General features: G+C 59.9%; 11 protein-coding genes. 6 read left to right on the top strand and 5 right to left on the bottom strand.

Translation table 11 applies throughout. From position 1 onward, the window contains the following. Positions 1-225: 225 nt before the first annotated feature. Genes AB6803_RS08010 through AB6803_RS08000 form a run of 3 tightly spaced genes read left to right on the top strand, consistent with a single transcriptional unit; the run spans position 226 to position 2,539 of the window. Positions 226-693, top strand: a complete 468-nt coding sequence (locus AB6803_RS08010; protein WP_371108383.1) for an Lrp/AsnC family transcriptional regulator — start codon at positions 226-228, stop codon at positions 691-693. Positions 694-697: 4 nt separating this feature from the next. Beyond that, entirely contained in the window at positions 698-1,606 is a 909-nt protein-coding gene (locus AB6803_RS08005) for a glycosyl transferase (RefSeq protein ID WP_371108382.1), read from the top strand. An 18-nt stretch (positions 1,607-1,624) separates the two neighbouring features. After that, positions 1,625-2,539, top strand: coding sequence for a glycosyltransferase family 92 protein (locus tag AB6803_RS08000; RefSeq protein WP_371108381.1), 915 nt, complete (start codon positions 1,625-1,627; stop codon positions 2,537-2,539). A gap of 9 nt (positions 2,540-2,548) precedes the next feature. Here the strand turns inward: AB6803_RS08000 and AB6803_RS07995 are convergent, their stop codons facing one another. The 5 genes from AB6803_RS07995 to AB6803_RS07975 form a co-directional block, all read right to left on the bottom strand. After that, positions 2,549-3,619: a glycosyltransferase family 4 protein gene (locus tag AB6803_RS07995; RefSeq protein WP_371108380.1), complete on the bottom strand. Its 1,071-nt coding sequence runs from the start codon at positions 3,617-3,619 to the stop codon at positions 2,549-2,551. 6 nt (positions 3,620-3,625) lie between these two features. Continuing rightward, positions 3,626-4,102, bottom strand: coding sequence for a transcription elongation factor GreA (greA, locus tag AB6803_RS07990; protein WP_371108379.1), 477 nt, complete (start codon positions 4,100-4,102; stop codon positions 3,626-3,628). A 241-nt stretch (positions 4,103-4,343) separates the two neighbouring features. Continuing rightward, on the bottom strand, positions 4,344-7,829 hold the full coding sequence (carB, locus tag AB6803_RS07985; protein WP_371108377.1) for a carbamoyl-phosphate synthase large subunit: 3,486 nt from the start codon (positions 7,827-7,829) through the stop codon (positions 4,344-4,346). A gap of 234 nt (positions 7,830-8,063) precedes the next feature. Then, complete coding sequence (locus AB6803_RS07980; protein WP_371108376.1) at positions 8,064-9,236, bottom strand: glutathionylspermidine synthase family protein; 1,173 nt, start codon at positions 9,234-9,236, stop codon at positions 8,064-8,066. Positions 9,237-9,248: 12 nt separating this feature from the next. Beyond that, positions 9,249-9,824: a DUF1190 domain-containing protein gene (locus AB6803_RS07975; protein ID WP_371108375.1), complete on the bottom strand. Its 576-nt coding sequence runs from the start codon at positions 9,822-9,824 to the stop codon at positions 9,249-9,251. A gap of 346 nt (positions 9,825-10,170) precedes the next feature. Between AB6803_RS07975 and AB6803_RS07970 the strand changes: the two genes are divergently transcribed. The 3 genes from AB6803_RS07970 (at position 10,171) to AB6803_RS07960 (ending at position 14,219) form a co-directional block, all read left to right on the top strand. After that, a complete protein-coding gene (locus AB6803_RS07970; RefSeq protein WP_371108374.1) occupies positions 10,171-11,100 on the top strand; it encodes a neutral zinc metallopeptidase in 930 nt (309 codons plus the stop codon). 316 nt (positions 11,101-11,416) lie between these two features. After that, the gene (locus AB6803_RS07965; protein ID WP_371108373.1) at positions 11,417-12,673 is read left to right on the top strand and encodes a TCR/Tet family MFS transporter; all 1,257 of its coding nucleotides are present in this window, start codon (positions 11,417-11,419) and stop codon (positions 12,671-12,673) included. A gap of 148 nt (positions 12,674-12,821) precedes the next feature. After that, positions 12,822-14,219, top strand: coding sequence for an MATE family efflux transporter (locus AB6803_RS07960; RefSeq protein WP_371108372.1), 1,398 nt, complete (start codon positions 12,822-12,824; stop codon positions 14,217-14,219). The last annotated feature ends 63 nt before the right edge of the window (positions 14,220-14,282 follow it).

Raw genomic sequence — 14,282 nt, 5'->3', positions numbered from 1 at the left:
ATCTCAGCGCGTCGCTAATTTCAGCTTCAAACGGGCGAAGCAGGCGATTTCACGATCTGCTGACCCATTTATGATTGCCGCATGCATTTATTCAAGGGCAGCCTTGCATTACCAACAGAGCAAATCTGCTTTGTGTAAGATTCGGTTACGCAAGCGAAACTTTCTTGCGAATTTCTTCGCTTTATATAGAAGCTGGCGATGGGGAATTAAAGAAAGGCCATAAAAGTGCTGCGAGCTGAACTCGACGCCATCGATATCAAGATTCTGCGGGAGCTCCAGCGCGACGGGCGCATGACCAATGTCGAGCTGGCCGATCGAGTCGGCATTTCCGCGCCGCCCTGTCTGCGCCGGGTGCGCAAGCTGGAAGAAGCCGGCATCATCGAGGGCTATCACGCCATGCTGAACAGCCCGAGGCTCGGCTTCGATCTCGTTGCTTTCTGCATGGTCGGCCTGAAGCATCAGTCGGAGGCCAATCTCAAGGCTTTTGCCAGCGCCACGACAGAGTGGCCGCTGGTGCGCCAGGCCTGGATGGTGTCCGGCGACAGCGATTTCCTGCTGCATTGCGTTGCCGAAAATCTCACCCGCTTCCAGGACTTCGTCATCGAAGTGCTGACGGCCAACGAGCATGTCGATACGGTCCGTACCATGCTGACCATCCGGCAGGTGAAGAAACTCGGTCTCGTGGAGCTCTAAGGACATGGTGGACCGTCCCTGGCACCGAACGTTGGTCAAGCTGGGCGCGCGCGTGCTGCTCGGCAGTTCTCGCGCTCACGCGCAGGACTGGTTTCCAGGGCTCGGCATCGTGCGCAAGAGCGGCGTGGGGGAGGTGTTCTACCACCGTGCCAAGGTCGCTGATCTCTCGGATAGCGATCGGCTGCGTGACGGTGCGAGCGAAAATATCTATATCGTCGGCTCCGGCCCGTCGATCCGTGATTGCGATCTCACCGGCCTCGAGCCGAAAAGCGCCATCTTGCTGAACGGCGCGATCGGATTGATCGGCGAGCAGATTGCCACGCCGCTTGCCGTTGCCGTGGAGGATGAGCGTTTCGTCTGGCGGCATTCGGAGATGATGCGGCGCAGGATCAAGCCCGGAACGATATGTCTTCTCTCCGTCCCCGTGCTGCGGGCGATTTCGGAGCTGGACAGCCGTTGGTTGTCGGACAAGAGGGTTATTCTGATAGACAATATCAGCAAGCCCTATGGTGCCCGCCGCCGTTTGATAGACGAACTCGGAAAGCTCGATTTTGTACGGCTCAACGCAGCGGGCACTGCCGGTTTCTCCTTCGCACCGGATCTGGGCGTTTTCCAGGGAGGCTCGGTCGCCGTGTCGGCGCTGCAATTCGCGCTTTGCTGTTCGCCTAAAATGATCGGCTTTCTCGGCATCGATATTTCCAATGCCGGTGAGCCCCGCTTCTACGAAACCAGTGACGAAGCTGCCTTTTCCGGCATCGCCCGGGCTGAGGGCCGCATCCTCGAGCATTTCATTCTGGCAAGGGAAATCGCCGCGGAGCGCGGCGTGACATTTGTCAATTACTCGCCGGTTTCGGCGCTATTGAAACATGGGTTCGGCTATGACGACAGGTTCGCCGCCGCATCGACGATCTGAGTTGCAGGGAACGGACGCATGGGCTGGCTGAAACCTAAGACTGCCGATGCCAAGAAACTGGCCATCGATCCGCCGCGGCCCCAGGAGGGCCGGCATGGGATCGCTATCGCCGCCTGTGTCAAGGACGAGGCACGTTACATCGAGGAATGGGTGCTTTTCCATCGTGCTGTCGGCATTCGTCACTTCTATATCTACGATAACGGCTCGACGGATCAGACCTGCGCAATTCTCAGCGATCTCCTCGACGCCGATATGCTGACGATCATCCCCTGGGCGGGGCGGATGAAGGATGTCGCCACCGGAACGACGCTGAACGGCCAGGTGATCGTCTTTGCCCATGCCATTCTCAATTTCGGCGGTGCCTATCGCTGGATGGCCTTCATCGATGTCGACGAGTTTCTGCTGCCGAAAGAAGGACGCACCGTCGAGCAGGCGCTCGAGGCGGTCGGCGATTTCCCGAATGTCTCGCTACCATGGCACATGTTTGCCACCAGCGGCCATGCGACGCCTCCCGGCGGCCCGCTGACGCTGAACTACACGATGCGCGGCGCCGATCCGATGACATCAAAGGAAGATGTCCGCAATTTCAAATGCATCGTCGATCCCTGCGAGGTGACGGAAGTCAGCGTGCATCAGTTCCAGACCCGCGAATTCGGTGATCTCACGGCGAACGATGCCGGGAAGCGTTTCACGCGCCGGGCGCGTAAATCGCCGGAGTTCTATTCGAACCGGTTTCTGCAGCTCAACCACTATTATACCAAGTCCCGCGAGGAACTAATGGCCAAGCTGTCGCGCGGATGGGCTTATGACACCTCGCCGACCAAATATCGCGACAAGGTCTTGTCGATCGTCAAAAGCATCGAGGAGGATGTGGTCGAGGATCGGGCGATGGTCGATTTCGTCGAGCGCAACCGCATCGACCTCGGTCAGTAGCCTGGCGACTCAGCCGAGCATCTGCCGATAGATATCGCCGATCGCTGTTGCTTCCTTTTCCAGCGCGAATTCGCTGCGGACATGACGCACGGCATTCTCGCCCTGCTGGAGCGCCTGTTCCGGATTGGCCAGATAGAAGGCGATTGCCTTCGTCAGCGCCTCGCCGTCACCGGCGGGCACGATGGCGCCGGTTTCTCCCGGCGCGACTAACTCGGCGTAAGCACCGGCGTCGGAAGCGACGACCGCGGTGCGCGAGGCCATGGCTTCCAGCGGCGTTAGGCCGAAACCTTCATTGCGGGAAGGGGCGACATAAAGCGTCGCGCGGCGATACCAGGGCCTGACATTATCAACTTCGCCGAGAAAGCGGATGCGGTCATTGAGACCTGCTGCGGCCACCATCTTCACCAGTTCGTCGGCGAAGCCGCGATGCTCGGCGGTGACACGACCGCAAATGACGGCCGTCCAGTCCGGATAGCGCGGCAGAAGCTCGATCATCGCCTTGACGAAGAGATCGGTGCCCTTCTGGTGGCGGACGCGGCCGAAGCAACCGACCAGATAGGTGCCGGGCAGGCCGGTGGAGGCCATCCGGTCGTCGGGCACTTCCGGCGGGTGGAACAGCTTGAGATCGACACCGTGCTGAATGACGGTATGCGGCACCTCGAGGAAACTGCCGGAACGGGTGCTGGTGGCGATCACCGCATCCATGCGGCGGATCAGCCAGCGCGTGTAGCCGGTGTGGCGGCGCTGGGCGGCCGAGGTGAAGACCAGTTTCAGCGGCATGCGCAGCAAGGAGCGCAGGAGCAGCCCGACCAGCATCTCATTGTTGCGGCGGGCGTGCCAGACACGCACGCGATGCCGACGCGGCTTTATCCAGAGGCCGGGCAGCCGCGCCCAGCCGAGCCTCGGCAAATCGTCCGGCAAGCCTGGGCCAAGCGTGACGATATGGCAGCCGAGCTCGATCTGCTTCGGAATAAGCTGAACGATCGTGGAGGTAACGCCGGAGAGCCGGCGTTTGAAATTCGTCGCGATGACCTCGATCTCACTGAGATCGCCTGCATGCGATGAGTCACGATCGCGCACGGGCGATCAGCCCCAGGAGATGGAGAGGATTTCGTAGGCCTTGGCGCCGCCTGGGGCGTTGACCTCGATGGAATCGCCGACTTCCTTGCCGATCAGCGCACGGGCGATCGGCGAGGAAATAGAGATGCGGCCAGCCTTCACGTCAGCTTCCTGATCACCAACGATCTGATAGCTCTTCTCTTCGTCGGTGTCCTCATCGACGAGCTTTACCTTGGCGCCGAACTTGATCTTCGAGCCGGACATTTTGGTGAGGTCGATAACTTCGGCGCGCGCCGTCAGGTCTTCGAGTTCGCCGATGCGGCCTTCATTGTGGCTCTGGGCTTCCTTGGCAGCATGGTACTCGGCGTTTTCGGAGAGATCGCCATGGGCACGGGCTTCCGAAATTGCTTCGATGATTCGCGGGCGTTCTTCCTGCTGCCGCCAGCGCAGTTCTTCCTGCAGCTTGACGAACCCGTTCTGTGTCATCGGTACCTTTTCAACCATTTTTCTTGTCCTTCACTCCCTGTGTTGCTCTGTCGCAGACACAAAAGAAAACAGGTCCCGAAGCGGTACTTCGGAACCATGTAGAGCCATTATTCTGTCATCTATAGCAGATTGCGACAGCCGATTTCCAGAAAATTCGAAGACTTATGGCGAGGCTGATCTTGGTCAGCACTCGCCAGAGTCAGTTTTGCACAACCAACGATCAGCAACTCGAAAGTAGCGGTCGCGGGCCTCGATCGCCTCAGAAATAGCTCTGCAGGGTCCGGACTTCGAGGTTGCCGGCCTTCAGCGCTTTGATCGCCATGGCGGCGGCTTCTGCACCGGCCATGGTGGTGTAGTAGGGCACTTTCTGCATCAGCGTCGCGCGGCGCAGCGACTTCGAATCAGAGATTGCCTTGTTGCTGTCGGTCGTGTTGATGACGAGCTGGACCTGGCGGTTGCGGATGGCGTCCTCGATATGCGGACGGCCCTCCAGAACCTTGTTGATCTTGGCGGCGGCAATGCCTTGTTCGGCGAGAAAACGCTGGGTGCCGCCGGTGGCGAGCACCTTGAAACCGATCTCCGTCAGCATGCGGATAGCGGGCAGGACGCGCGGCTTGTCGTCGTCGCGGACGGAGACGAAGACCGTTCCGTCACGCGGCAGTTCGACGCCGGCACCGAGCTGCGACTTGGCGAAGGCCAGCGCAAAATCCGTATCCAGACCAATGACTTCGCCGGTCGAGCGCATTTCCGGTCCGAGCAGAATATCGACGCCGGGGAAGCGGGCGAAGGGGAAGACGGCTTCCTTGACGGCGATGTGCTTCAGCTTGCGCGGATCCGGCTTTTCGCCATAGGCGGCAAAAACCGCATCCAGCTTTTCGCCGGCCATGACGCGCGCGGCGATCTTGGCGATCGGCGCGCCGATGGTCTTGGCGACGAAAGGCACGGTACGCGAGGCGCGGGGGTTGACTTCGAGCACGTAGACCGTGCCGTCCTTGATGGCGAACTGCACGTTCATCAGGCCGCCGACATTCAGCGCCTTGGCCATGGCCTTTGCCTGGCGCTCCAGCTCGTCGATCATGGCCGGCGACAGCGTGCGCGGCGGCAGCGAGCAGGCGCTATCACCGGAGTGAATGCCGGCTTCTTCGATATGCTCCATGATGCCGGCAACATAGACGTCAGTGCCGTCGGACAGGCAGTCGACATCGACTTCGATGGCGTTCGCGAGGTAGCTGTCGAACAGCAGCGGGTTCTTGCCGAGCAGGGTGTTGATCTGGCCGGTCTTGTCGTTCGGATAGCGCTGCTTGATGTCTTCCGGAACCAGCTCCGGCACGGTGTCGAGCAGGTAGGTCTGCAGCATGCCTTCCGAATGGATGATCTGCATGGCGCGGCCGCCCAGAACGTAAGACGGGCGCACGACCAGCGGGAAGCCGATTTCGGAGGCGACGAGCCGGGCTTGCTCGACAGAATAAGCAATGCCGTTGTTCGGCTGGTTGAGATCGAGCTTCATCAGAAGCTTCTGGAAACGGTCGCGGTCTTCGGCAAGGTCGATCGCATCAGGCGCGGTGCCGAGGATCGGGATGCCGTTCTTTTCGAGCGCTTCGGCAAGCTTCAGCGGCGTCTGGCCACCGAACTGGACGATAACGCCGACCAGCTCGCCATTTTCCTGCTCCGCGCGGAGGATTTCGATGACGTCTTCTGCCGTTAGCGGCTCGAAATAGAGCCGGTCCGACGTGTCGTAGTCGGTCGAAACGGTTTCCGGGTTGCAGTTGATCATGATCGCTTCATAGCCGGCATCCTTCAGAGCGAAGGCAGCGTGGCAGCAGCAATAGTCGAATTCGATGCCCTGGCCGATGCGGTTCGGACCACCGCCGAGGATGACAACCTTCTTGCGGTCAGAAACCTCAGCTTCCGAACGGGCAGAGCCGACGAAGGGCGTCTCATAGGTCGAATACATATAGGCGGTCGGCGATGCAAATTCGGCCGCGCAGGTGTCGATGCGCTTGAAGACCGGCCGAACGTTCAGGCTGTTGCGCAGCTCGGCCACTTCCTTTGGACGCTTGTCGGTGAGGGTCGCCAGGCGCGCGTCGGAGAAACCCATGGCCTTCAGCATGCGCAGGTTGGTCGCGTCTTCCGGCAGGCCGTGTTCGCGGATACGGGCTTCCATGTCGACGATGCTCTTCAGCTGCGCGATGAACCAGGGGTCGATCTTGCAGCCTTCATGCACCTCTTCCGGGCTGAGGCCGAGGCGCAGCGCCTGGGCGACCATGCGCAGACGGTCCGGTGTCGGCGTGCCGATGGCGGCGCGGATGGCATTGCGGCTGCCTTCGCCTTCTTCGGTGCCGGGGATCTCGATCTCATCAAGGCCGGTGAGGCCGGTTTCGAGGCCACGCAGCGCCTTCTGCAGCGATTCCGCAAAGGTGCGGCCGATCGCCATGACTTCGCCGACCGACTTCATCGCCGTGGTCAGGACAGGCGAGGCGCCGGGGAATTTCTCGAAGGCGAAGCGCGGAATTTTCGTGACGACGTAATCGATCGACGGCTCGAACGAGGCGGGCGTCGCGCCGCCGGTGATGTCGTTTTCCAGCTCGTCCAGCGTATAGCCGATGGCAAGCTTGGCCGCGACCTTGGCGATCGGGAAGCCGGTGGCCTTCGAGGCCAGCGCCGAGGAGCGCGACACGCGCGGGTTCATTTCGATGACGACCAGACGGCCGTCCTTCGGATTGACGGCGAACTGCACGTTCGAGCCGCCGGTCTCGACGCCGATCTCGCGCAGCACCGCGATCGAGGCGTTGCGCATGATCTGGTATTCTTTGTCGGTCAGCGTCAGCGCCGGCGCAACCGTGATCGAATCGCCGGTATGGACACCCATGGGGTCGATGTTTTCGATCGAGCAGATGATGATACAGTTGTCCGCCGTGTCGCGGACCACTTCCATCTCGTATTCCTTCCAGCCGAGCACGGATTCTTCGACCAGCACTTCCGTGGTCGGCGAGGCGTCGAGACCTCCGCCGACGATCTCGAAGAATTCCGAGCGGTTATAGGCAATGCCGCCGCCGGTGCCGCCGAGGGTAAAGGAAGGGCGAATGATGGCGGGCAGGCCGACATGATCGATCGCCTGGGCGGCGATCGCCATGGCGTGGCTCATGTAACGTTGCTTGCGATCGCTTTCGCCGAGGTTCCACTGATTCTCCAGCTCGTCGAGCGCCTTGTCCAGCGCTGCACCGGAGAGAGAGGCCTTCAGCTTGCTGCGCTCGGCTTCGTGCGTCTTGCGGTCGGCATCTTTGATGTCGGTGGCGTTCGCCAGCATCGAGCGCGGCGTTTCGAGGCCGATGCGAGCCATGGCTTCGCGGAAAAGGGCGCGGTCTTCGGCCATGTCGATGGCGGCCGGCTTGGCGCCGATCATCTCGACATTGTAGCGGTCGAGCACGCCCATGCGCTTCAGCGACAGCGCGGTGTTGAGTGCCGTCTGGCCGCCCATGGTCGGCAGCAGTGCGTCCGGGCGTTCCTTGGCGATGATCTTGGCGACGACTTCCGGGGTGATCGGCTCGACATAGGTCGCGTCCGCCAGGCCCGGATCGGTCATGATCGTTGCCGGATTGGAGTTGACGAGGATGACGCGGTAACCTTCCTCGCGCAGCGCCTTGCAGGCTTGTGTGCCGGAGTAATCGAATTCGCATGCCTGACCAATGACAATCGGTCCAGCACCGATGATGAGGATCGATTTGATATCTTGGCGCTTCGGCATGGGCTCACATCCGTTTTTTGGCTGCGCGAAAAACCGGCCAGGGTGGGAGATCACCGGCCGGGGCGCATGGTCAAGTCTTTTCAGGCTAGAAGCGGCTTATAGGCAAATGTATTTGCAAACGGAACCCCATAAATCACGGAATCGACAGGAATCGGGAAGAGATAGGCGATCGCGCGTAGCGATCGGCCTAAACCGGGGTTTTCCACGGCGATATTCCATGGGTTTGGCTGGAACTCAGCTGTCGAGTATGATGTGCGGCACAAAACGGGATGTATCCCGGGTGATCGGCGTATCGTCTTCCCGAATGCCGATGCCGGCAGGCTGGCCGGCGACGATCCACGAGCCGATCACGGTCCAGTCATCTCCAAAGCGGGGAAGCAGGTGCAGCGCCTGTCGAATATACCCTTCTTCGCCGTAAGGTCCCTCGACATGATAGTTGCCATTGTCGTCCTCATGATTGACGAGCGTCACATTGGCGCCTTCACGGGACAGAAGCGGCTTGCGCACATAACGCTCGCCAAGGCTCTCGGCACGAGGATCGTCTTCGAAATAGGCCGGCAGCAGGTTTTCATGGTCGGGGAACATATCCCAGAGAACCGGCAGGAGGCCCTTGTTGGACAGGGCCAATTTCCACAGCGGTTCAACGACCCGTGTCGGCGTCAATGGCAGATGCCGGCCGAAGGGTTCGCGCACCATGTCCTCCAGCGGATATAACTTGAACAGGCAGTCGATTCGTTCGTCCTCTAGATCGACCAGCCAATGCTTGGTATCGACGCCAATCTCCGCCATGCCGATCAGCTTCGTCTGGCAACCGGCCTGCGCGGCGCAATCGACCAGGTAGTTGAGCGTTACAAGGTCTTCTTCCGATTCGAGCATGCCGGCAAAATGCATGCGCCGCGAAGGGGCGGCGAGGAAGCCCAAGGCCTCGATCAGGCGCTCGTGGATGGAGTTGAACTGATCGGCTCCGGGCGGAATTTCTCCACGCGCTTTCATGTCCTCCAGCCATCGCCATTGGAAAACAGCGCTTTCGAACAGGCTGGTCGGCGTATCGGCATTGAATTCCAACAGCTTTGCCGGACCCTTGCCATCATAAGCCAGATCGAAACGGCCGTAGAGATCATGCTCGCGGTTGCGCCAGGAGCGGGCGACCGCTTCGTGGTAGGTTTCGGGGATCGCCATCCGGCGCATTAGCTTGGTGTCGGTTGCAATCTTTTCGACGGCGGCATAACACATTTGCAGCAGAGCGGCTGAAGGATCCTCGAGCCTTGTCTCTATTTCCGCCAGGCTGAAGACGTAGGCGTGCCGTTCATCCCAGTAGCGCTGGCCATACATGGAATGGATGGTAAAGCCGCAGGCTTCCGCATCGGCTTTCCAACCTGGCCTTTCGTTGACTTCGATGCGTCTCATCCGCGCCGCCCCTCAGCCCGAAAGATGGAAGCCGCGGAACCCCCAGCCACCGCGCTCGACGGTGGTGGTCGAGGAAGCGGAGCGCCTTGAGGACGATCCCCAGGACGATCCACCGCCAGACGATGAGGATGAAGACGATTGCGCGTTGTTCTCGTCATCCTTCGTCGGCGAATAGCCCTTGTTGGCAACCGGCGCTCTATTGGTAAAGCTTCGCCCTGCAGCGCTTCTATAGTCGCTGCTGCCACGCAGCTGATAGAGCGCGTTGGCATTGAAATTCCGGGACGCGTTCCCGACGAGATAACCGGCCATGAATGGAATGAAATGACCCATGCCGGCTTGGTGGGCGCTTGTGGTTGGTTGGCAATCGTTGGCGCCATAGTCTTTTTCACACGCGGCTACCGTTTCATAAGCCGGTGCATTCTGCTGCCGCTCCTTCTCGGCGGCGGCAAAATCGGATCGGCACTCGTCAGCGGAAAAGGCTTTGTCCGCGAGACAGGCGTCGACGTCCTTATAAATTTTAGCGGTATTGTCCTTCTGACCGCAACTCGTCAGCGCTGCCGTACCCATCAGCAGCAGGGAAACACTCATCGATCGCTTCATCAAACCCCCGGGGCGCACAGCAGGTTCACATGCCTCCGCGCTTCAACTACGACGCGCATATTCGCTGTCCAACCGCAAGAGTCTCAAAGTGCGAGTTCACGGTTGTCCACATGGCTATGGAATACAACGTAAGGAATATTGCGCAGAGGAGCAGGTGGGTATGCGCTTGTGATCTTTAAAGAATGCCTGCCCGGTTTTTTGTCAGGATTTGCCGTCGGACGGACAGGATGGTGAAAATTTTCTTTGCGGTTTTCGTAATTTATGGTGACACAGTATATCTTAGAAAGAGTTACACTCTGTTTTCTCAAGGACCTGCATCGCCAGGAGGTGCACCATGGACTGGAAGGGACGTCGGCAATCCGACAATATCGAGGACGAACGCGGTTCTTCGCCGACGGGAGGCGGTCCTCTTGGCGGCGGCGGATTTCGCTTTCCCGGTGGCGGTTTAGGTGGCGGTGGCTTGAGCTTCCGCACCATCATCGTCCTGGTGGTGATCTTCCTGGTGTTGAGAGCCATGGGTGTTGATGTCATCGGCCTGCTGCAGCAGAGCGGCGCCCTGACCGGCGGCTCCAGTTCCCCCGGCTATCAGCAGAGCGACAACAGTGGCGGCACCGCCGCGCCGGCCAATGACGAGATGAAGCAATTCGTCGCCACGGTGCTCGCCGATACCGAGGACACCTGGACCGGCATCTTCAAATCCATGGGCCAGACCTATACCGATCCGAAGCTGGTGCTGTTCTCGGGCAGCTTCCCGTCTGCTTGCGGCACCGCCTCGGCTGCGACCGGCCCCTTCTATTGCCCGACGGACCAGAAGGTCTATCTCGACATGGCCTTCTTCCAACAGATGAAGGACCAGTTCGGCGCCTCCGGCGATTTCGCGCAGGCTTACGTGATTGCGCATGAAGTCGGCCATCATGTTCAAGACCAGCTCGGCATCCTGCCGAAGTTCAATCAGGCCCGCCAGACCATGAACGAGGTGGATGCCAACAAGATGTCCGTGCGTATCGAGCTTCAGGCCGATTGTTTTGCCGGTATCTGGGGCAAATTCACGCAGCAGAAGGGCATTCTGCAGCAGGGCGACCTCGAAGAGGCGCTGAATGCCGCGCAGCAGATCGGCGACGATACGCTGCAAAAGCGCAGCCAGGGCTATGTCGTTCCCGACAGCTTCAACCACGGAACATCCGCGCAGCGCATGAAATGGTTCAAGCAGGGCTTCGATTCCGGTAAGCTCAGCGATTGCGATACGCTGAACAATCCGGTTTAACGCCTCGATTCTTTCTTCCCGCTCCTGGTTCTATCGAAGGGGCGGGGAGATGACGATCGGTCGGATCGTTGGTACCCACGTCAACCTCCCTGCTATGCTTCGTGTACGGTCGATTTTTTAAGGCTGGAGCGCCGGTAGACACCTGAGGAATGGCTGGCATCCCAAGCGCCAAAGATCAAAAAAATCGGCCGATAAATCAGAAAGATTGAAGCGTTCACCGATTGTTTCGGGCAAAATCTTCAAGTATTGGGGACGCACCGATTTTCGTTCACGTTCTGTCTCTTCATGAAGATAGGGCCGCCAAAAGGCAAACTCCATGATCGACCAGAAATTCGCCCGTCGGGGCCTGCTCCTCGTCTTCCTCATTCTTTTCCTCGATGTCATCGGCCTTGCCATCATCATGCCGGTGATGCCGAAATATCTGGAGGAGTTGACGGGTGCTTCGATCAGCGAGGCTGCGACTGAAGGCGGTTGGCTGTTGCTTGCCTATGCCGGGATGCAGTTCCTGTTTTCACCGTTGATCGGCAATCTGAGCGATCGTTTCGGTCGTCGCCCGCTCCTGCTCGCCTCGGTGCTGACCTTCGCGATCGACAATCTCATCTGCGCCATCGCCGGCACCTATTGGGTACTGTTCGTCGGCCGCATTCTGGCGGGTATCAGTGGCGCGAGTTTTTCGACCTGCTCGGCCTATATCGCCGACATCAGCAATGATGAGAACCGCGCCAAGAATTTTGGCCTGATCGGCATGGCCTTCGGCGTCGGCTTTGTGCTCGGCCCCGTCATCGGCGGCTTTCTCGGCGAGTTTGGCCCGCGCGTGCCCTTCTACGGGGCTGCCGTGGTGGCCTTCCTGAATTTCGTCTGCGCCTATTTTCTGCTGCCGGAAACGCTGGATGCAAAGAACCGCCGCGCTTTCCAGCTTTCGCGTGCCAATCCCTTGGGTGCGCTTCGGCAGATGCGGCACTATTCCGGCGTCGGCTGGATTTGTGTCGTCATGTTCCTTAATTGGTTGGCGCATGGCGTCTATCCGGCCGTATGGGCTTTCGTCTCCTCCTATCGTTACGGCTGGAGCGAGGGGCAGATCGGCCTTTCGCTCGGTGTCTACGGCATTGGAGCTGCGATCACCATCGGCTTGATTATGCCGCGGCTCGTGCCGGTACTTGGCGAATGGAAGACCGCATTGCTGGGAATGACGTTCTCCGGTATCGGCCTCATGGGTTATGCCTCCTCCTGGCATGGCTGGATGGTCTATGCCGTCATCATCGTCACCGTCATCGAGAACGTCGCGGATGCGCCATTGCGGTCCATCGCTGCCGGCAAGGTGCCGCCATCGGCGCAGGGCGAGCTGCAAGGTGCACTCGGCAGCCTGACCAGCATCTCCGCGATCATCGGGCCGCTGCTCTTTCCCTACCTCTTCCGCTATTTCACCGCGCCTGAAGCGCCCGTCGTTTTTGCCGGTGCACCCTTCATCATGGCAGTAGCTCTGACCGTGGCTGCGGTGACCGTCTTTGTCGCCAAGGTGCGTAAGACCGCGCCGAAAGCCACGCTGGAACCGGCCGTTCAAGAAGTGGCCTAAATAATCATCAGATATTTTGATGATCTGATGAATTCTTTAGCATCTTAGCTTTGCCAACTGGCTTTTTCGCTGAAGTTGCGCTAAGGCGGCAGGCTCGCGCACCTCGGGTAGGAGCGGTCTGCGCGTTTCTTAAAATCGAGTTTTCAAGATGGATATGCCGGCAACTGCGCGCCCGTTCGCGCATGACAACAACAATTCGTGGTCTGCGCATATCCGCGCCACCCTGGCGCTTGGCATACCGCTGATCGGCGCACAGCTGGCACAGCTCGGCATCAACACCACGGATGTGATGATCGTCGGCCGTCTCGGCGCCGAGCAACTGGCTGCCATGGTTCTGGCCGCCCAGTTCCTGTTCACCATCCAGATTTTCGGTTCCGGTTTTTCCATCGCCGTCGTGCCGCTGGTGGCGCAGGGCTATGGCCAAGGCGATGTCACTTCGGTGCGCCGGGCACTGCGCATGGGTATCTGGGTCGTCACCGCCTTTTGGCTGTTGACGCAGCCGGCCTTTTTCTATTCCGAGCAGATCCTTCTGGCTGCTGGACAGAAGCCGGATGTGGCGAGGCTGGCCAGCGAATATATCGCCATCGGCCACTACGCCGTGCTGCCGGGGCTGCTTTATAACGTCATCCGTGCGCTGGTGAGCGCAATCGGCATGGCGCGCGTCATTCTCTACGTCACCATCGCCATGCTGGTGATGAACGCGATCCTTGCCTATGCCCTGGTGCTCGGCCATTTCGGCATGCCGGCGCTCGGGCTGCATGGTGCCGCCATCGTGTCGGTGGCGGTGCAGACGGCTGGTTTCCTGTTCATCGTCGCCTTCGTTCAGAGCCGCGAAAAGACGCGTCGCTATGAGATCTTCGTTCGCCTTTGGCGCCCCGATTGGCACGCATTGTGGGACGTGGTTCGCCTCGGTTTTCCGATCAGCATCACGGTTCTGGCCGAGGTCAGCCTATTCACGGCGGCGTCGCTGCTGATGGGCCAGATCGGCACGATCGAGCTGGCCGCCCACGGTATCGCGCTGCAATGGGCGTCGATCGCCTTCATGATCCCGCTCGGCCTCAGCCAGGCGGCTACCGTTCGGGTCGGCGTCGCGCATGGGCAGGGGGATCATGTCGGTCTGACGCGTGCGGCGATCGTCGTGCTCATCGTTTCAAGCTGCATCTCGCTGTTTGGCAGTATTCTGTTCGCCACCATGCCGATGTGGTTCGGAAGCTGGTTCCTCGACGTGACCTCGTCCGAGGCCCCGCAGGTGCTTGCCTATGCCGCGCCGCTGATCGTCGTTGCAGGTCTGTTCCAGCTGGTCGACGGATTGCAGGCGGTTGCCAGCGGTCTGTTGCGGGGCCTGAAGGATGCGCGCGTGCCGATGATCCTGGCGCTGATCGCCTATTGGCCGATCGGTTTCTTCCTGGCCTGGCTCCTTGCCTTCCCACTTGGCTTCGGCGGCGTCGGCATCTGGATCGGTTTCCTCCTCGGGCTGGCCTCGGCCGCGGCGATGCTTTGCGTGCGGTTCTACATTCTAGTGCGCTCGGAGAAAATGGCGGGCTGAGCCCGTCCATTTTTTTGCATCTCGGCGAGAAGACTGCTGACAGATATTGGCAGCATGATCCCG

Origin of the sequence: Rhizobium sp. RCC_161_2 (assembly GCF_041355235.1) — a bacterium.
GTDB lineage: Bacteria > Pseudomonadota > Alphaproteobacteria > Rhizobiales > Rhizobiaceae > Rhizobium.
The sequence above is the reverse complement of the archived record's forward strand: the minus strand, read 5'-3'. Positions and strand labels throughout refer to the sequence as shown.